Origin of the sequence: Halochromatium glycolicum (genome assembly GCF_016584085.1) — a bacterium.
Lineage (GTDB): Bacteria > Pseudomonadota > Gammaproteobacteria > Chromatiales > Chromatiaceae > Lamprobacter > Lamprobacter glycolicus.
In genome coordinates, this window is the sequence record NZ_NRSJ01000006.1 from 41115 (window position 1) to 60319 (window position 19205).

A 19205-nucleotide genomic window follows, 5' to 3' on the forward strand; every position below is an offset into this window, starting at 1 on the left:
GGCGAGCATCTCCTCAGCGGGCGGCGCAGCCGGTTGAGCCGCCTGGTCAATCTCCTTTGACGCGCCGAGCCCGCTTCGGCGCTGAAACGCCGCCACCGACCCTCTCAGGTCGGTGGCGGTTGTCGTTTGGTGAACCGCCGGCTGCTGCCACCGGATTCAAGCCTTGAACCGAGAAACCGCAGTGGACCGCTTATCGTCACTCGCCCTGATTTCCGGACAAGCTGAGCCCATCGGTGCTGACTGTTCCGGCGCTTTCTGTCCGGCGATCAGGCGGAATGGCTATAGCCCGGCATGCAACCCTTTGCAGTGGCTCCACTGCTGGCGCTTCATGCAGCGCACCCATGGGTAATGACCGCTACGACCACTAGTGCATCGCGTCAGAAATGCCGAGACCTTTTTCCGCCACCTGGCCCTCAGCGTTGTAGGGGCCCGCTTGCGGGCGACCAGGCCACGCTCGCGGCGGCGAAGATCGCCCGCAAACGGGCTCCTACCCCACGACCATTGGCGGCAGCGACCATCGGTCTCGGGGTGTCCGCTGTCTTGCACCAGTGCACGCCCCGTCCCCGTCCGAAACCAGCGGCGTGACAGACGCACAACGGCGCCCGACCCTGCTCGGATCGAGCGCCGTTGCCAAGTTCGACCTCTTCTGATCACACCAACGCGGGCCGCACCAACGCGGGCGGTGGCACCGCACCGCTCAGGCTTCGATCAGAAGTAGTAGCCGAAGTTGATGTTGAAGCGATAGTTCCAGTGATCGTTGCCATTGGCACCGAAGTCGCCAACACCAGCAGTAGACGAAAACAGGTCCGCGTCATTAAAGGTTTCCGCGTTCCCGTCTTCAGTCTCGCTACCGACGAAATAGTTGCCGTCGGAGAAGGCCAGGTCGGTGTAGATGTACCAACCGCCGCGCGCCCATGCCGCGCCCAAGGTGACAAGCTGACTGTCGTTGAAGTCGCCTTCTTCCTTGATGATGCTCGAGTACTCGACGTACGGGCGCACCGAATCCAGCCAGGGGATCTGCGGCGTCTCGTAGAGGTAACTGAGCGAGACTGCCGGCAACCAGGCCTCCGAGGCAACCGGCCAGGCGAAGTCATAGGCGCCCATCGGCAACAGGGTGTCGGTGTTGAGCGGGTTATCCGAGTCGATATCGTACTTGTAGCGCGTCAGCTGGGTCGCGAGCAGCCAGTTGTTCCAGCTGTTGGTCATATGAACGGAAGCCGCCCAGTGATGGCCATCATCGGCCCGCCGTCCTTTGAGCTGTCCATATTGCAATGAGACGCCGAGATCAGTCGCAACCGGCATGTCCTCAAAAGTATAAATTGCTCGGATATTGAACTGATTACGCTCTCGGTAACCATTTGGCGGTGGAGCATTGTCTCCGTCCAAGACGATTCCATTAGGCGAAACCCCCGAATGCCATTCAACGGCGTCATAGCCATAGCGCGTGCTGTCCTGACTGGTCCCGTTGCCGTTCCATTCGCTGCGCGCATAGTAGGCGAAATCGAGGCTCAGATTGCCGATATCGGTGACATATTTGATGCCGAGGTCCATATCATCGGACAGACCGACATAGTAGTGCTGATCGAAGAACCAGCTCTGCGAGACGCCATAGGGACCGGGGCCGAACGGCACGCGGTTGATACCAACCTGGACCTGGCTGCCGTCGTCGAAGTCCCACCCCAACCATCCTGTATGGATGAAGTTATAACCAGGATACCAGCGGTACTCGAGCTTTCCGACCAGCTGGTCGTACTTCAGGTCCATATTGATTCGGAAGGTGTCCAGCTCGAAATCGCCGCCATTGCCCCCGCGCGACGGACCATCGCCGCGATCCGGATAGCTCCCAAGGATGTAATTGGCCCGGATCGCACCGCCGATCGTCAAGGGCCCGAACTGGATCTTGTCCGCCACCGGCGGACCGGAATCATCAAGCTGTGCCTCCGCTGCCGCTGCCTTCTCGTTCGCGGCTTCGGCATCGGCCTTGGCAGCGGCAAGCTCGGCCTGAGCCCGACTGAGCTCGGCCTGGAGCTCGGCGATCCGCCGCTCGAGTGTCGCCGGATCAGCGGCGGCCGTTGCAAGTTGTGGCGCGCCAAGGACGGCGGCGAGGCTGAGGGCAAGCAGCGTGCGGGAGGCCTGTGGCCCTGACCGTAGACGCTCGGCAGATGCGCGAGTCGCGCGCGGTATCTGGGTATTCATAGTGACCTATGACCTAGCGTGTGTGAGTGGAAGAATCGATCGCGTTGCTTGTGCAACGTCGCTCGCGCGCGACCGACGAATGAACAATCGACGCGACATGTTGCCCCTGCGCAACATCTTGTAGTTTATATCGGGAACAGTGTTTTTTCTAGATCACAGCATCGAAAATCGCGCAAGTCATCGGCCCGCGTCATCTTTCTGTCATCTCACCGCCAGGATTAACGGAAATGCCGTTCACACAACGCAGTAGGAAGGGCGCCCCAGGGCCTACCCGACCTTGACGGGCGTGCTCCACGGGGCGACGGAGCGCCCGGTGCAGACGGGGCAACCGCCGCAAAAAAGCGTTGTTTCCGAACTTTCGGCATCGAGCTCGCTTAGGTTAGGATTCAGCGGCCTGCAGCGGATCACGAGCGAGCTGATGAGCTTATGCAAGAATCGAGCGACTCCCCACCGAACACCGACTCGAACACCGGCCCGGGCAGCGTGACGACGACCGGGGCCAGCGCCGGTCCAAGCACCGGGGCCACCAACAGGCCGGATTCCGGTCGCCCCGGCTGGCTCCAGCTCGACGTCCATCCCTGGGTCTTCTTCGTCTCGGCGGCCATCATCATCCTCTTCGTCGGCCTCACCATCTTCTTCGAGAACACCGTCGACAACCTGTTCAATACGGTTCAGGGGGTGGTCTCGAAGTATGCCGGCTGGTTCTTCGTCGGCACGATGAACGTGATCCTGATCTACGTGATCGCGCTCTTGCTCGGGCGCTACGGCGATATCCGGCTCGGTGGGGAAGGTGCCAAGCCAGAGTTTTCGACGCTCGGTTGGTTCGCAATGCTGTTCAGCGCCGGGATGGGGATCGGCCTACTGTTCTACGGCGTCGCCGAGCCGATGTTCCACTATGTGGCGTCACCACTGGCGGAACCGGGCACCCCAGAGGCTGCCCGCGTCGCGATGGATTTCACCTTCCTGCATTGGGGACTGCATCCCTGGGCGATCTATGCACTGGTCGGGCTCTCGCTCGGCTTCTTCGCCTTCAACAAGGGTCTGCCGCTGTCGATTCGCGCGGTGTTCTACCCCGTCTTCGGCGAGCGGATCTATGGGCCGATCGGCAACATCATCGACATCATGGCCACGGTCGCGACCATGTTCGGCGTCGCGACCTCGCTCGGGCTCGGCGTCCAGCAGGTCAACGCCGGTCTCAGCCACCTCGTCGACTTCATCCCGCAGAGCACGACAGTCCAGCTGTTGCTGATCGCCGGCATCACCGGCGTCGCGACCTGGTCGGTCGTCCGCGGCCTGGACTCCGGCATCAAACTATTGAGTCAGATGAACGTCGTCGTCGCCGCGATCCTGATGTTCTTCGTGCTGCTGGTCGGACCGACCCTGTTCATCCTCAACGCCTTCATCGAGAATATCGGTGTCTATGTGCAGAACTTCCCGGCGCTCAGCACCTGGAACGAGACCTACGACGACACCGACTGGCAGAACGGCTGGACGGTCTTCTACTGGGGCTGGTGGATCGCTTGGTCGCCGTTCGTCGGTATGTTCATCGCGCGCGTCTCCTACGGACGCACGATCCGCGAATTCATCAAGGGCGTGCTGCTCGTGCCGACGCTGGTCACCTTCATGTGGGTGACCACCTTTGGCGCCACCGCACTGGATATCGAGATGTTCGGCGCCGGCGGCTTGGCCAAGGCGGTCCAGGAGAACATCCCGGTCTCGCTGTTCGTGATGCTCGAAAACCTGCCGTTGAGCGCGATCTCGTCGGTCGTCGCGATCACCGTCATCATCACCTTCTTCGTGACCTCGTCCGACTCCGGCTCGCTCGTGATCGACATCATCACCGCCGGCGGTAACACCGAACCGCCGGTGGTCCAACGGGTGTTCTGGGCCGTGATGGAGGGCACAGTCGCCGCAGCGCTGCTACTCGGCGGTGGTCTGGTTGCGCTCCAAACTGCAGCGATCTCGACCGGTCTGCCATTCGCGATCATCCTGCTCGGCATGTGCTGGTCACTCCATCTCGGTCTCGTCCACTACAAGACCGGCCAAACCTTCGAGCTCAACCTCGGCGGCTATGAAGGCCCCGAGTACCGGACCCATGCGACACGCAAGATGCCAACCTTCGGGCGACGCCAGTTCTGGGTTCCAACCGGTCATATCCAACGCGCCACGGGCGCTGCCGTCCGTCCGCGGCCCGCCGTCGCGGCGTTTGGCGTCAGCAAATCGACCAAGGACCCGCAAGGCCCAGGACCTGACACCAGTCGCACCGATCAGCCGGCCACAGAGCAGCCGAAGAGCGGAGGCAGCGCATGATCAAGGGCCCTTTCCACCGCCGAAGGCAGGCTCAGCGGCGTCGGATACACCCGGCATTGCCGCTGTTGACCGCGGCCCTCGCCTGCTTCGTCACCGCTGTCGGCCACGCCGCGCCGCCAATCCGGATCGCTTATGTCGATTGGTCGTCGTCGGTCGCGAGTGCGAACGTCGTCTGCGTGGTGTTGGAGGAACGGCTCGACCTGGGCTGCGAGCTGATCGAGACCAGTGCCGATGAGATGTGGCGCCTGGTTGCCGAGGGCGAGGCCGATGCCATGCTCTCGGCCTGGCTTCCCGACACCCATGCCGACTACTTCGCAGCCTTTGGCGATCAGCTTGATGACCTGGGTCCGAATCTGGTCGGAACCCGCACCGGCCTGGTGGTGCCGGCGACGGGCGTTGGCCGACAGACCGGCGCCCAAGGCGAGCGTACCCGGCCCAGCCTGAATATCCACAGCATTCCTGAGCTTGCCGAGCATCGCCGGATGCTCGGCGGTCGCATCCAGGGGATCGATCCGGAGGCGGGCATCATGACCGCCACCGAGCGTGCGATCGACGTCTACGGGCTCGCTGGATTCCGGCTGATCACCGGCAACGAGGCGACGATGACCGAGGCACTCGCCAACGCCGTCGCGCGCAATCGTCCGATCGTCGTCACCGGCTGGGTCCCGCACTGGATGTTCGGCCGCTGGTCGCTGCGCTTTCTCGATGATCCCGAGGACGTCTATGGCGGCAGCGGGCGCATCCATACGATGGCGCGCCTTGGCCTTGCCGATGAGCGCCCGCAGGCGGCAGCCCTGCTCGATCGCTTCGAGTGGGACCCGCAGGCAATGGAGCGGCTCCTGGTTTGGATCCACCAAGATCAGGGTCGGGACCCCTATGCCCAGGCCCTGCGTTGGACGCGCGCCTATCCTGACCGCGTCGATGCCTGGCTCGAGGCCGGCGCGCCGTAATATTGCCCGCGCTTTGATACCACCCTTCACACGGCCGCCTCAGCCGGCCGTGCACTCACGCGCACGGAGAACGCCACATGCTGCAAGGCATCAGCCAAAAATTCCGCGGCGGCTGTCTGATGCTCGTCCGCGACAACGGGGAGTCGGTCGACTTCCTCGGCAGCGCCTTCGTTGTCCATGAGCAGGGTTATCTGCTGACCTCAGCCCACCTTGTGACCGAGACCGAAGGGCTGCTCGTCGTCCCGACCTCGAGCGGCGGTGAATTCCATCCGATCACCTTCGACCGAGTCGCTGCGATGGCGGTTTCGGTCGCTCGGCGCGATTCGGCGCATGATGTTGCGCTGCTCAAGATCGACCAAGCGCTCGACATCGGTATCCCCGACGACTTCTTGGGCAGCGGAGAGAACGTGCTGCCCGGCGCCATGGTCATGAGCTTGGGCTATTCGTTCGGGCATGATCAGATCCATACCTCGCTGACGGTCGGCGGCTATGCTTCGGCGAAGATCCGCTCCTACAACGACACGAGGTTGATCCTGTTCGACAACATGGTCCAAAACGGCGATATTGGCGGACCGCTGATCCATGTGCAGGATGGACACATCGTCGGGGTCATCAGCGGCCGCTTCGAACCGGCCGACGTCATCGTCCAGGATGCGGATTGGGAGCGCCGCCCGGCCCGAAACACCAACATCTCCTTTGCCGTCGATCTCGACTACGGGACGGCACTGATGAAGGCCGAGGGGCTCTTCGAGCACGACTGAGCCGGAGCGCAAGAAGCCAAGTGCCTGGTCCTGGACCCGAGTCGGGGTTGTCGCGCGAACGCGAGGGCCGCACTCTCTGTGATCAAGAAAGACCAATCGGGGCCGTTACCGGTTGCGCCCACGCGCCGCCCCATCCCGTTTCACCGTTGGAGCTTTGTCTGTGGATTCCCTGCTGACCAGCCCGCCACCTTCGGCGTCGGCCAACCTCGAACCCTCAACCGACGCGAGCAGCCCAGCCGCTGCCTGCGAGATCGCGGACGTCCAGGCGAGTCGCGACGAACGCCGGATCGCGATCAACAAGGTCGGCATCAAAGACATCCGCCATCCGGTCCGGATCAAGGATCGCCGCGGCCGCGAGCAGCACACGGTCGCGACCTTCAACATGTACGTGTTCCTGCCCCACCATTTCAAAGGGACGCACATGTCGCGCTTCGTCGCGATCTTGAACGGGCACGAACACGAGATCGGCGTCGGCACCTTCAAGGAGATGCTCACAGAGATGGCCGAGCGGCTCGAGTCGGAGGCCGGTCATATCGAGATGCGCTTCCCGTTCTTCGTCAACAAGCGCGCACCGGTGACCGGGGTCCAAAGCCTGCTTGATTACGACGTCACGTTGATCGGCGAGGTCCGTGCCGGCCAGCCGGAGCTTTCGATCAAGGTCGTGGTCCCGGTGACGAGCCTGTGCCCTTGCTCGAAAGAGATCTCTCGCTATGGCGCGCACAACCAACGCTCTCATGTCACCGTCGAGGCCCAGACGCGAGGCTTCCTCTGGATCGAGGAGCTGATCGAGATGGTCGAATCCGAGGCCAGCGCCGAGCTCTATGGCCTATTGAAGCGTCCGGATGAGAAGTACGTGACCGAGCACGCCTACGACAACCCCAAGTTCGTCGAGGACACGGTCCGTGATGTCGCGCGCCGTCTCAATGCCGATACCCGTATCGGCGCGTATCGGGTCGAAGCCGAGAACTTCGAGTCGATCCACAATCACTCGGCCTATGCGATGGTCGAACAGGATCGCTAGCGGCCCTCGAATGCCGTCTCGGCACGTAAAAAGACCACCTCGATCTTGAACGGGGCTTCTGTATCGCCCGTCACTGTCACCCAAACACCGCCTAGGAATGGCGAGCCGGGCACCTCGAGACGCCAGAACCGACGACCATCCTGACCCGCCCGATCGTGATCAGCGGCGCCGGCCAGCGGCTGATTGAATTGGAAGCGGTGGGTATCGCCATGCACGGCCAGGACTGGCCTTGGGTAGCGCTCGAGCAATCGCCGCAAGTCGGCCAACAAGGGACGAAAGCCTTCCTCAGGCGCGGTCCGCTCGAAGCCTGGATTGGCATGGAAGAACAGCACCAGCGCCCGCGCCCGCTCTTCCCTTGCCGCGGCCGTCGCCGCCTGCAACAGCGCGCGGTTGGCCGCAGAACGACGCTCCCATTCCGCCATCGCCGATGGCGAATCGGGTCGGTGATGGTTCTGACTCCCCACCACATGGAGTAGTACGAGCATCACGCCGTCGCGCACCAGATAGGCGTTCTCCGGAAACGCCGGATCGGGAACGACCAAGCCCAACGACTGATTATGAAGCACCTTCGGATCGGCGAAGAACCGCTCCCTCACTGCCGCGAGCCGCTCGAGCGGATCATGGCGTCCAGCCGAGCGCCGATGGCAGTCGGTCCATTCATTGTCCCCGGGCGTATAGAGCACGGGCGCCGTCTGTTCCTTGAACAGCGTCGCGATGCGCCGGTTGCGTGCCTCGCTGCAGGGCTGGCCCCCACCCTTGATATCACCGACGTGGACGATGAACGAGGGCGACCGCGCACCGGCCTGCTCCAACAAGCGCGCAAAAGGCTCGTATTCGGCATCGGCATAGGGGGCATCGCCGACGACGAAGAACCGAAGCGCCTTTCCCGCCGCGACCGGATCGGCGGTCGCGGTTCCCGCGATCAGCGCCAGCGCTGCAACCAGAACCCAGAGGTACAGGATGCGCGGCAGATGCGCGCCAGCGGATTCCGGAGCGTTCATCGGCCGTCTTCAGCTCGCTCGCCGCGCTCGACCCACACCGATATCAGCGGGTAGGGCTTCTCATCTCGCAACGCCTGCCGATTCCAAGGAATCAATGCGAGCCTGATCGCATCGCCGACCGCCTGGCATTGAGTCTCATCGAGATCGACCCGGACCCGACAGCGCCAGCCCTTGAGTCCATAGCCATCATCGGCACGGACATCGAGCCGGAACCTCGCGGCAGGGGTCAAGTGCTCCGCGACACAGAGGCCGACCAACCAGCGCAGCAGACCCTGGACCGCATTGCCGTCATCGAAGCGCCGGTGCCGTGATCCGCTCCAGGTCTGAGCCCGCAGCGCGAGGAGCCGGCATGGATTCTCAGCCAGCATCCGGCGACGCTGCTCGATCCAGTCATTGGCAACCAGGCGCACCGCCACCGACGCGGCCTGCTCGGAGGCAAAGCGGCGTCCAGAGAGCTCGACCAGGCTTCGCGGAACGCCGATCCCGTGCAGACGCATGGTCTTCGCTGCCTGCGGTCCCCTGCTCTGGCCCTGCCCGGCGCCGTTGCGCTCGGCCATCTGGTACCAGCGCCGGGCCTCGGCGATCTCATGGGTGTCGCGCACGATCACGCCGCCATCCTCGGCGTGCTCCCAGCCATCTGGCCATAAGGCCACCTGATAGAGCGGCAGGGACGCGACGATGCGGTCAGCGCGCGCACGCTCGGCGCGACGTTGCAACCAACCCGTTGGCCTGCCCCTTGCGGCTGACGGACGCATTGCCTCAGTAGCGGCCGTGCGACCGGGTCACATAGTTGCGCAGCTGATCGCTCTCCTGGTTCGCGCGCATCAGGTTGCTGTGCGTGATCCGGAACAGCGCCCGCATCACCTTGAGCACCAGCCGCGGCTGCTGTTCCAGTAGCGCCTCGAAATCATCTGGCTCGAGCGTAAGCAGGACGCAATCACCCGCCGCGCGCAACCCGGCCTTTCGTGGGGAACCGTCGACAAAGGCCCGCGTACCGGCGCATTCGCCGGGCGCCATCCGGTAGACGGCCGTATCGGACCCTTCGCTGCGATGCGTCACATCCAAACGGCCTTCGATCAGCACGAACAGGGTTCGCCGCTGCTCGCCCTCGCGTACCGCCCAGGCCCCATCGCGGAGGCGCACCTGACCCATCACCTCAGCCAGTCTCGCGAGCTCGATCGTATCGAGCTCAGTCGCGAGCACCGATGCCCTCAAACCTTCGGCCGTTGTCGGTTCGTCGATTACTACGCTCATCATCATGGCTACCGTTGCCTTCCAGAACGCTGCAAATCTAGCAGAACTCGATGACGATCTCTCTGTCAATCCGCGGGACCGCAATCAGCATTCTGTGATGCCCTGCTAGAATGCCGTCGACGCACGACATCCGGCCGCGCAAACCCCTCGCCCAGACAGAACCGGTCCGCCACAAGACGAACGACACCCGGCCCCATGACAATCACCACTTCCCCCCAACACGGCCGCGGGAGGCGTTTCCGGCTGATCGACGGACTGGCAGCCCTTGTCGCCATTGTGCTGATGCTGGTTGGTCTGCTCCGATTGGGCACGACGGATCAAGGTCTGACAACTGAGCACAGCACGCTCCCAGAGGCGCCGCTGACCGTCTATGAACCAATCGACGTCGATCAGGCCCCGATCGTCGTCATCGCCCACGGTTTCTCCGGGTCGCGCCAGATGATGCAGCCCTTCGCGCTGACCCTGGCGCGCAACGGCTATACCGTTGTCTCCCTCGATTTCCCTGGCCACGGTGCCAACCCGCGACCGCTCGAGGGTGCGATCGGCGCGCCGCGCCGCGCCCAGATCCTGCTCGACGCGCTGGCGGCGGTCGTCGATTATGCCGCTGCGCTGCCGCAATACGATGGCCGGCTGGCGCTCCTCGGGCACTCGATGGCAGGCGACATCGCGGTACGCTATGCGAGCACGGAGGCCGAGACCGACCCGGCGTCCATGCCGCCGCAGTCCGAGCCGACTTCTGGGCGTCCCGACCGGATCGGGGTCGACGCCCTGGTCGCCGTCTCTCCCTACCTGTCGCAAGAGCTCGGCCCGTACCAACCGGGCGAGAGCCCGGCCAATATGCTGTTCATCTATGGCGCCTGGGAGCCAGAGATGATCCATCAACAGGGCCGTGAGGCCGTCGCTGCGGTCGCGGGATTGCCGCCGGATCAGGTCGCTGCCGGGGTCACCTATGGCGGGCAGCAGAGCGGCAGTGCGCGCAGGCTGGTGATCGCCGACGCGGTCGAGCACATCGGCGTGCTCTACAGCCAGCAATCGCTGGAAGCGGCCCTGAGCTGGCTCAATCAGGTCTTCGATCACCAAGGCAGCGGTTGGGTGGATCGACGCGGCCTCTGGCTCGGACTCTACTTCTTAGGCGTGATACTGCTCGCCTGGCCCCTCAGTCGCCTGCTGCCGCGCGTGAGCCCGCAACCGCTGGGTGCCGGCCTCGAGTGGCGCCGATTGCTGCCCGTGGCCGCGCTGCCGGCACTGTTCACGCCGCTGATCCTCAGACCTGTTCCAAGCGATTTCCTGTCCATTGCCATCGCCGACTACATCGCGCTGCATTTTGCGGTCTACGCCCTGCTCAGCGGCATCGCGCTCGTCCTCTGGGGCAAGCGCCCGAAGGCCGAACGGCCGCAAAGCTCCCTATCGGCGCTGATCATCGCGCTGGTCGCCGTGATCGTCTACCTGACCCTGACGATCGCCCTGCCAACGGATCGCTATGTCGCGGCCTTCCTGCCCGACCCGCATCGCGTCCTCATCCTGATCGTGCTGCTGACCGCGACGGCGCTCTGGTTCAGCATCGACGAATGGATCACGCGCGGCGAAGGCGCAGCCCGCGGCGCCTATGCGTTCACAAAAGGGCTCTTCTTGGCCTCTTTGATGCTCGCGGTCGCGTTGGACCTCGGGCAGCTGTTCTTCCTCGTCATCATCATCCCGGCCATCCTGATCCTGTTCATCGTCTTCGGACTCTTCAGCGGCTGGATCTATCGCCGAACCGGGCACCCGTTGGTTGGCGCCCTGACCAATGCCCTCATCTTCGCGGTCGCGATTACAGCGAGCTTTCCAATCGCCGATTGAGCGCTCGTGCATCGCGTCAGAGAGACCGAGACCCTTTTCCTGCCACCGGGTCCTGCCACCGGGTCCTGCTATCTGTGCTCTCAGCGCTGTAGGAGCCCGCTTGCGGGCGATCTTCGTCGCCGCGAGCGCGGTCTGGTCGCCCGCAAGCGGGTTCCTACCGCACGACCCTTGCGGACAGCGTCAATCGGCCTCGGGATCGCCGCTTGCTTGCACCCGTTCGATCGACCCTTGCCGCGCGCTTTCCCGCATTGCGAACCCGGTCATAATTCGTTAACCGGCGCATTGCCTCTACGGGGTGCCAGTGCTACATCTCTGTAAGACGATTAGTTCGATGCCGCTTGAGAAGAAGCCGACCGAATGGCCCAATCTGACCCAGCGCGCCAACCTGGCGCCGGCCCTTGGCATGCCAGGCAGGGTATCCAGCGCGTGCTGCAGTTCACCGACCTCCATCTCTACGCCGATCCAGATCAGACCCTGTTCGGCGTTCCGACCCGCTCCACCTTCGAGGCGGTCCTTGCGCAGTCACAGGTAAGACATTGGCCGCCCGACGTGATCCTCTTCACAGGCGATCTGGTCCATGACGAACGCCTCGAGGGCTACCGTTACCTGCGCCAAGTCATCGACCGCTGTGGTATCCCCTGCTTTTGCATCCCGGGCAACCATGATCATAAGGGGCTCCTCGCGAAGGCGGTCGACGCCCTCGCAGCCGAGCCCTTTCGTGCCGAGCGGATCGGCAGCTGGGATCTCTTGCTCTTGGATTCCACGATCGACGGCTCGGACGCCGGACGGCTGCAGCCGGGAACGCTCGAGGCAGTCGAACAGCATCTCGCCTCGAACCAGGGGCGCCCGACGCTGATCTCCCTCCATCACCAGCCGGTCCCGGTCGGCAGTCGCTGGATCGACACCATGAAGGTCGAGGACGGTGCAGCGCTCCTCGGGCTGACGGCTCGCTATCCTCAGCTCCGGTTGATCCTGTGGGGCCATGTCCACCAGTCGTTTGACCGACGGCAGGGGTCCACGCGGCTCCTCGCCACGCCCTCTACCTGCGCTCAATTCGCACCGGGTCATGAAGAATTCACCCTCGATGACGAGCCGCCCGGTTATCGCTGGCTGGAACTCCACGCGGACGGACGCCTCAACACCGGCATCGAGCGTGTCGAGGTCATCCCTCAGGCGGTCGAGAAGCCACTCCTGTGCTGATAGGCGACCGACTCGCAGGCGACGTCGGTGACCTCGGCAGCTGAGGGGCCGCGACCGAGCCAGGCCTTGAACGCATCCAACGCCTCGGGCTGGCCGCAAGCCAGTACCTCGACCCGGCCATCGGGAAGGTTGCTCGCATAGCCGGACACGCCCAGTCGCTGCGCCTGATCACGGGCCGACGCGCGAAAGAAGACGCCTTGAACACGCCCGCTGATCAAGCAGCGCATGCAGCGAGCACCGTCGGATGGTTTCGGCTCGGGCTGATTCATTGCGGATCTCCTGCGTCTACACTGGGTCCAGTTTGGGATGTGCAATTTTGACCGCGCCTGCTGCGGAAGAATGACGTTTCTGCCTCTGGACGCGGTTTAATCGGTCGCTAATCTGACCTGAAACGGTCCTGATCTGAAACGGATTCGATCGAATACGGGCCTGTGCGAACAAGGGCCTGTGCGAACAAGGGCCTGCGCTGGCAACGCTAGCTGGGCCCGAGCGAGCGGCAATCGGCTCTGTTACTGACTTGCTACGGGCCGGCGAGCGACGCCTGCTGCCCGGCGCTGCGCATGGCCCGCTTGTACTTGGTGAACGTGGTCTCCTTGTAGGCGTCTTCAACGACGTATCGACCGAGGAGCATGAACTCCTCGACATCGCGGGTCGCGCCCGTGTAGCGCGCCACGAGCTTGCCATCGAGATCGAAGAACGCGAACACCGGGGTCGCGCGAACACGGAACTGCTTGAGCGCGAACTCCTTCTCCGGTGCGGTATTGCCCTCGAAGTCGACAACCTCGATATCCCCCTCGACATCGACCGGGAAGATCAGAAAGTGCTCGCGAAAGTAGTCCTGAACCTCGGGCTGATTCAGCACGCGGGTCTTCATCCGGTGACAGAACGGACATTCATCCATCTCGAACATCAGCAGGATGCCGTCCTTGCCCTCGTCCTGAGCGAGCTGAAGCTCTTCGCTGAAGTCGCCGAAGGTCTGGTTGAAGAAATAGTCGCCCGGATCACGGCCTGGATCGGCGGCGAGGGCCGGCCCGGCCAGCAACATCAATAGCGGCAGCGCCGCGAAGCGCTTCACCGCTCCCATGTATCGCATCAAAGACATCGTCGATTCCTCAAGGTCGATTGATCTCGCCACGCATCCCACAGATCTGCCCATCTGAAGCAGAGCACCCACATCCTGGCCCCATCGTGATCGCATCAGGAGGGACCCTTCTCGGTCCAGAACAACGGCACCCGCGGCAGGACGGCTCCATAGGCCTTTGCTGCAGACCCGAGCAGGAACGCGGCGGTTCCCAGCAGGGGTCCTCAGACCTTGCGGCCATCGAGGACCCAAGCCTGGGCAGGCGTCTCGGTCGCCAACGCATTGTGCGAACAAGACGGCGGCGTTGCAACGCGCGGCCCGACACGGCCGCTCGACGAACCCGCTGAAGATGAACCCACTTATTGTCCCGACTGATGTGATCCGGACACCAAGAGGCCGCCAGATACCGCAAATAGGCGGCTCCTCCGTTTGGATGAGTCCCGGCGGAACGACAAGCCGAACCCACTGAAGCCGAAGCGGGTAAACTGGTGGCGCACGACAGACAATCCGCCCATTCGAGTCCCAACGGGTCATCGTAGACCGATCACGAGGCGTCCAGGATAGCCCGCCGAGCGGCTCCGGCAGCAGGTTATGACCACCTCGATCGCGCAACTGCTGCAGGGTTCATTCGGGATCGCCGTGCTGATCCTGATCGCCTGGCTGCTCAGCGAGAACCGCCGGGCCATCTCCTACCGGGTCCTGATCGGCGGACTCGGCCTGCAGCTTGCGCTCGCCGGTCTTCTGCTCGGAGTGCCCGAAGCGCGCAGCCTGTTCATCGCGATCAATGCGGTGGTCGAGGGTATCCAAAAGGCCACAGATGCCGGGGCCGGCTTCGTCTTCGGCTATCTGGGCGGCGGTCCGGCCCCGTTCGAGATCGTCGAGCCCAGCAATCGTTTCATCCTCGCCTTCCGCGCCCTACCGCTGGTGCTGGTCATCGGCGCCCTCTCGGCGCTGCTATTCCACTGGCGAGTGCTGCCACTGGTCGTCAACGCGCTCGCATGGCTCCTACGCCGCAGCCTCGGGGTCAGTGGCGCGCTGGGCCTCGGCACCGCAGCCAATATCTTCATGGGGATGGTCGAGGCGCCGCTGCTGATCAGGCCTTATCTGAAGGCGATGAGCCGAGGTGAGCTGTTCGCGCTGATGGTCACCGGCATGGCAACCATTGCCGGAACCGTGATGATGCTCTATGCCTCATTGCTGGGCGACAGCATCCCGAACGCGCTCGGCCATCTGTTGACCGCCTCGCTGATCAGCGCCCCGGCCGCGCTAGCGGTCGCCGAGCTGATGGTGCCGATGCAGTTCCATGGCAAGGCGATCGCCAACGCCGAGGACAACGCCGAGGCCAACACCGATCCGCCTCCAGTCGGCGCCCCGGACGTGCCCGCAACAGGGCTCGAGAGCCGCTATGGCAGCACCCTGGATGCGATCACACGGGGTACATTGGAAGCGGTCCCACTGCTGCTCAACATCATCGCGCTGTTGATCGTGATGGTCGCACTGGTGACCCTGGCCAACGAGCTGCTCGCCTTCCTGCCTCAGGTCGGTGGCCAATCGCTGCAGTTGGAGCGCATGCTCGGCTGGCTATTCGCGCCGCTGGTCTGGCTGATCGGCATCCCCTGGCAGGAGGCGACGACTGCCGGCGCCTTGATGGGAACCAAGACGGTGCTCAATGAGCTCCTGGCCTTCGTCGCGCTGGCCGAACTGCCGCCAGGCGCCCTTTCGGAGCGTAGCCGGCTGATCATGACCTATGCGCTCTGCGGCTTCGCCAACCTCGGCAGCCTCGGGATCATGCTCGGCGGGCTCGGCAGCCTGGTGCCGGAGCGCCGCGCCGAGATCGCCGCGCTGGGCCTCAAATCGATCTTCGCGGGCACCCTCGCGACCCTGATGACCGGAGCCGTCGCAGGTTTTCTGATCGGGTAGGCGATGCTGGCTACCGGCGCCCAGCCGGTTCGCTCATCGGCCAGTTCACTCATCAGCTGGGTTAGAGCTATTTCATCTGATCGCCGGACAGAAGACGCCACAGGGTTCAGGGCCTGCACATCGATCTCGTCCGGCGGTCAGCATCACTGCCTATACTCACCGGCCGGTTTGCTCGGCAGGACTCGGTCAACCGCGAACGCGAAACTGACATTCGCCCTGCGCCAGATCGACCTCGGCCAACGCCAACGGGATGCGCTGATCGAGGGCCATATCCGGCTTCGCGCGGATGCGGGTCTCGAGTGCCAGCGGCGGGATCATCAGGACGGCCTTGCGCTCCTGCAGCTCGACGACGACCCCCTCGCCGCTCCAACGCGGATTCCGGCCGAGGTGGACCAGCTTCCAATGCAGGTTGGACTGCCGCTCGGCACGACGCGCCGTCATTGCACCCTGCTCGGCCTCCCCGATCCGGCGGCTGACCTGCTCCGCCGTCAAGGGCTCGGCGCCCTGCAGGTGCGCACGCAGCTGCTGATGGACGAGCAGATCGCTGTAGCGGCGCAATGGGCTGGTCGCACGGGTGTAGGCATCGAGCCCGAGGCCGAAATGCCGGCTCGGCTCCCCAACCAGACTGCGGCTTGGCTTGAACAGGCGCCGGTAGGCGTACATCGCGGCCATGCCGGCCGGCTGCTCGATCCGCTCCGGCGCCGGCTGGGTCGCGTACGGGATCGGGATCGCACGCGCCTGACAGTAACGCGCCGCCGCCTCGCCGGCCATCAGCATCAGCTCGGTGACCAGCGCACGCGCGCCGCTGCGCTCGACCGGACGGATCACCACCTCGCCCTCCTGGACGCGGACGCTGACCTCGGGCAGATCGATCTCGGTCGCCCCCTGGGCCAGGCGTCGTGCCCGATACCGCTCGGCCACGGCAGCGAGCTCGGACAGCGGCGGTTGCTCGAGACGCCGATCGGCCTCGGCGTAGCTCAGACGCTGCACCCGGACCAGACTCGGCTGTACTAGGACGTCGGCGATCGCCCCCTCGGCATCGAGGGTGATACCGAACGACAGCGCCGGCGACCGCTCCTGGAGCCCGAGCCCGAGCTGTTCGGTCACTGCCGGAGGAAGCATATGAATCGTGCGCTCGGGCAGATAGAGGTTGGCGCCACGCGCGCGCGCCTCCTGCTCGAGCTCGCTATCGGCAGCGACCAGGTGCGCCACATCGGCCACGTGGACCCAGACCCGCTCGCCATCGACGCTGATCGCATCATCGGGGTCCTGGTTGCCCTCATCGTCGATCGCGAGTGCCGGCAGATAGGTCAGATCGAGCCGATCCGACTCGCGCCCCACATCAGGCGCTGCATCAGCGGCGACCGCGAGGCTTGGAACCGGTACTGCGCTGTCCTCCTGCGGCGCGCCAACCCGAACCGGATAGGGGTTGTGCTCCGGTTCCCAGTAGCCGACCGCGACCAACAGCCGATAGGCGCTAGCCGGGTTTTCTTCGTAACCAAGCGCCTTCAAGATGCGGCTATGCTCACCCTGGGCAGTCGCCAGCCGCTCGACCTCTTGGAGCGATTCCCGGTCGGTGTCGGCAAACCGGCCCTCCCGAAGCCGCTCCAGCATCTCGGCCCAGGCGCGCTCCGCGCTCGCCTTGGCCTCGCGCTCGGCGCGATCGCGCTCGATCGCTTCGGCCGCGCGCGGTCGCAGCACCGCGGTGGTTCCCTCGAACCAAAGCCCCTCACTGAGCCATTCCCACGCGCCCCAGGCCGCCCCCGGCGTGTGCTCGCCGTAGAGCAGTTCGGCCAGCTCCTTGAGATCGCTCTCCGTGCCCTCGAGCAGCTCCCAGGCCTCTTGCGGATCAACCTCCGATGGCCTTAGGTTGCTCAAGCTCGTGACCGGCCCCGGATGCAGCGGCAGCACGTCCTTGGGGCGCACGCGCTTGGTCTGCCCGCCCTCGATCTCGATCTCGATCTTGTCCGCTGTGGCGAGGACCCGGGCCGGGCGGCTCTTGTAGACAACAAGGCTGCCAGTGCGCGGCGTGGCTTGATGGAAGGACAAGGCGGTGTTACCTCTCGTGCTAGGCGCGACTGTTCGGCAGCCGCCTGAAGGGAGCCGAACCCGTCACTATATCAGCTGCACCCGGCGCGGGGCGCATTCCGCTATGATGGATGCAAGCGAGACCTGACCATGTACCGAGCTGGCCCTGTCGCAGAAGCCAGGTCACACCAACCTAGCAGTCGATGGATCGGCCAGCGAGCGAGACCCGACCATGCATACCGATTGGCAAGCCTTTCTCGAGTCCCAGAGCGGTCGTCCCGGTGACGACGGCGCCGCCCGTTTCGACGATGCCCCAGCCGAGCCCGAGTGCGCGCTCGTCGACCTATCGCATCTCGGCGTGATCGCGGTCGCCGGCCCCGATGCCATCGACTTCCTGCAGGGACAGCTCAGCAATGATCTGCGCGAGCTCTCCGAGACCCATACACAGTTCAACAGCCATTGCAGTCCCAAAGGCCGCATGCTCGCAAGCTTCCGCGTGCTGCGTTTCGAAGAAAGCCTGTTCCTGGTGCTGCCACGCTCGATGATGGACACCCTGTTGAAGCGGCTACGGATGTTCCTGCTCCGGTCACAGGCGACCATCGATGACGTCAGTGATGCGCTGGTCTGCTTCGGCATCGTTGGCGACTGCGTCGACGACTCGCTGAGACACGCATACGGTGATCTGCCGGAAACAGTCAACGGGATGATCCGCGCCGGCGATAGCGCATTGATCCGCGTCGCCGGCACGCCCTCTCGATACCTGGTGCTCGGCCCAGTCGACTCCGCCCGTGCCACCTGGGACGCTGCCAAGGCGGCCGGCGCCGTGCCCGCGAATCCCGAGCACTGGACGCTTCACGACATTCGCGCCGGCATCCCGACCGTCCTTCCGGAGACCAGCGACAGCTTCGTGCCGCAGATGGCGAACATGCAGCTGATCGATGGGGTCAGCTTCCACAAGGGCTGCTACACCGGTCAGGAGGTCGTCGCGCGGATGCAGTACCTCGGCAAGCTCAAGCGCCGGATGTACATCGCCCGCGCAGAGCTGCCCCCAGACGCCGAGCCGCCGGCACCTGGAACGCCGCTTGGCGCTGCCTCGAGCAGCTCGGAGCAAGCGCCAGGCCGGGTCGTGAACGCCTGTGCGACCGCACCAGGCCGCTATGAGCTGCTCGTCGTCGGCGAGATCAGCGCTGCTGAGTCGGGTGATCTGCGACTCGGCGGTACCGACGGGCCGGCGCTCGAGGTCAGCCCGCCGCCCTATGGGTTTCCCGCCGAGGTCTGATTCGACATGCAAACGAACACCCGAGCCAGAGCTCGCGCAATCAAAGTGCCGTTCACCGAAGTCAGCCCCAAAGTGACGGTAAAAAGGGAGCCCCGGATCGTCCTAAGGCGATTGCCGGAAAAGCTCGTACCGAATTGCGCAGGATTTTCGTTTGCCTTCGAGGAGCGTCGCCGGGAGCATAGCCGGGCTATGTGACCGGCGGCGCGACGAAGAAGGCGAGCGAAAAGACCAGCAAGGCGGTATGAGCTTTGACAGAAATCGCCTAAGAGGCCCTATCAAAACGCCCGGCTAACCTGCACAAGCCGCTGATTTGCTAGGCCGTAGAGGGCATTCTGTTAAGGCATCTAAAGAGCGCACCCAGAATC

General features: G+C 64.2%; 15 protein-coding genes. 8 read left to right on the top strand and 7 right to left on the bottom strand.

What is annotated here, in order from left to right; genetic code table 11:
• Positions 1-708: 708 nt before the first annotated feature.
• Positions 709-2196 (bottom strand): hypothetical protein, encoded by a 1488-nt coding sequence (locus CKO40_RS05155; RefSeq protein ID WP_242476839.1) that lies wholly within the window; start codon positions 2194-2196, stop codon positions 709-711.
• Between the two features lie 426 nt (positions 2197-2622).
• Between CKO40_RS05155 and CKO40_RS05160 the strand changes: the two genes are divergently transcribed.
• The 4 genes from CKO40_RS05160 (at position 2623) to folE2 (ending at position 7238) form a co-directional block, all read left to right on the top strand.
• On the top strand, positions 2623-4506 hold the full coding sequence (locus CKO40_RS05160) for a BCCT family transporter (RefSeq protein ID WP_200345124.1): 1884 nt from the start codon (positions 2623-2625) through the stop codon (positions 4504-4506).
• Positions 4503-5456: a glycine betaine ABC transporter substrate-binding protein gene (locus tag CKO40_RS05165; protein ID WP_200345125.1), complete on the top strand. Its 954-nt coding sequence runs from the start codon at positions 4503-4505 to the stop codon at positions 5454-5456. Before CKO40_RS05160 ends, CKO40_RS05165 begins: the two co-directional genes overlap by 4 nt.
• Before the next feature lie 77 nt (positions 5457-5533).
• A complete protein-coding gene (locus tag CKO40_RS05170) occupies positions 5534-6217 on the top strand; it encodes a S1 family peptidase (RefSeq protein ID WP_200345126.1) in 684 nt (227 codons plus the stop codon).
• 172 nt (positions 6218-6389) lie between these two features.
• Positions 6390-7238, top strand: a complete 849-nt coding sequence (gene folE2, locus CKO40_RS05175) for a GTP cyclohydrolase FolE2 (RefSeq protein ID WP_207173423.1) — start codon at positions 6390-6392, stop codon at positions 7236-7238.
• On the opposite strand, the gene CKO40_RS05180 is transcribed toward folE2, so the two are convergent.
• The 3 genes from CKO40_RS05180 to CKO40_RS05190 are packed head-to-tail and all read right to left on the bottom strand — an operon-like array spanning position 7235 to position 9493.
• On the bottom strand, positions 7235-8239 hold the full coding sequence (locus CKO40_RS05180) for a metallophosphoesterase family protein (RefSeq protein WP_200345128.1): 1005 nt from the start codon (positions 8237-8239) through the stop codon (positions 7235-7237). The genes folE2 and CKO40_RS05180 overlap by 4 nt on opposite strands.
• A complete protein-coding gene (locus tag CKO40_RS05185; RefSeq protein ID WP_200345129.1) occupies positions 8236-8955 on the bottom strand; it encodes a hypothetical protein in 720 nt (239 codons plus the stop codon). Before CKO40_RS05185 ends, CKO40_RS05180 begins: the two co-directional genes overlap by 4 nt.
• 43 nt (positions 8956-8998) lie before the next feature.
• Positions 8999-9493 (bottom strand): cyclic nucleotide-binding domain-containing protein, encoded by a 495-nt coding sequence (locus CKO40_RS05190; RefSeq protein ID WP_200345130.1) that lies wholly within the window; start codon positions 9491-9493, stop codon positions 8999-9001.
• A gap of 195 nt (positions 9494-9688) precedes the next feature.
• On the opposite strand from CKO40_RS05190, the gene CKO40_RS05195 reads away from it, so the two are divergent.
• Together CKO40_RS05195 and cpdA are read left to right on the top strand one after the other, a co-directional pair.
• Complete coding sequence (locus tag CKO40_RS05195; protein WP_200345131.1) at positions 9689-11332, top strand: alpha/beta hydrolase; 1644 nt, start codon at positions 9689-9691, stop codon at positions 11330-11332.
• Positions 11333-11689: 357 nt separating this feature from the next.
• Complete coding sequence (cpdA, locus tag CKO40_RS05200; protein WP_200345132.1) at positions 11690-12532, top strand: 3',5'-cyclic-AMP phosphodiesterase; 843 nt, start codon at positions 11690-11692, stop codon at positions 12530-12532.
• On the opposite strand, the gene CKO40_RS05205 is transcribed toward cpdA, so the two are convergent.
• Both CKO40_RS05205 and CKO40_RS05210 read right to left on the bottom strand, forming a co-directional pair.
• Positions 12502-12801, bottom strand: coding sequence for an acylphosphatase (locus CKO40_RS05205; RefSeq protein WP_200345133.1), 300 nt, complete (start codon positions 12799-12801; stop codon positions 12502-12504). The genes cpdA and CKO40_RS05205 overlap by 31 nt on opposite strands.
• Before the next feature lie 251 nt (positions 12802-13052).
• The gene (locus CKO40_RS05210) at positions 13053-13634 is read right to left on the bottom strand and encodes a thioredoxin family protein (protein ID WP_200345134.1); all 582 of its coding nucleotides are present in this window, start codon (positions 13632-13634) and stop codon (positions 13053-13055) included.
• 570 nt (positions 13635-14204) lie between these two features.
• On the opposite strand from CKO40_RS05210, the gene CKO40_RS05215 reads away from it, so the two are divergent.
• Entirely contained in the window at positions 14205-15533 is a 1329-nt protein-coding gene (locus CKO40_RS05215; protein ID WP_200345135.1) for a NupC/NupG family nucleoside CNT transporter, read from the top strand.
• A 186-nt stretch (positions 15534-15719) separates the two neighbouring features.
• On the opposite strand, the gene CKO40_RS05220 is transcribed toward CKO40_RS05215, so the two are convergent.
• Positions 15720-17582 (bottom strand): RNB domain-containing ribonuclease, encoded by a 1863-nt coding sequence (locus tag CKO40_RS05220; RefSeq protein WP_200345136.1) that lies wholly within the window; start codon positions 17580-17582, stop codon positions 15720-15722.
• Positions 17583-17793: 211 nt separating this feature from the next.
• Here CKO40_RS05220 and ygfZ point away from each other — a divergent pair, with 211 nt between their 5' ends.
• Positions 17794-18840 (top strand): CAF17-like 4Fe-4S cluster assembly/insertion protein YgfZ, encoded by a 1047-nt coding sequence (gene ygfZ / locus CKO40_RS05225; protein ID WP_200345137.1) that lies wholly within the window; start codon positions 17794-17796, stop codon positions 18838-18840.
• The last annotated feature ends 365 nt before the right edge of the window (positions 18841-19205 follow it).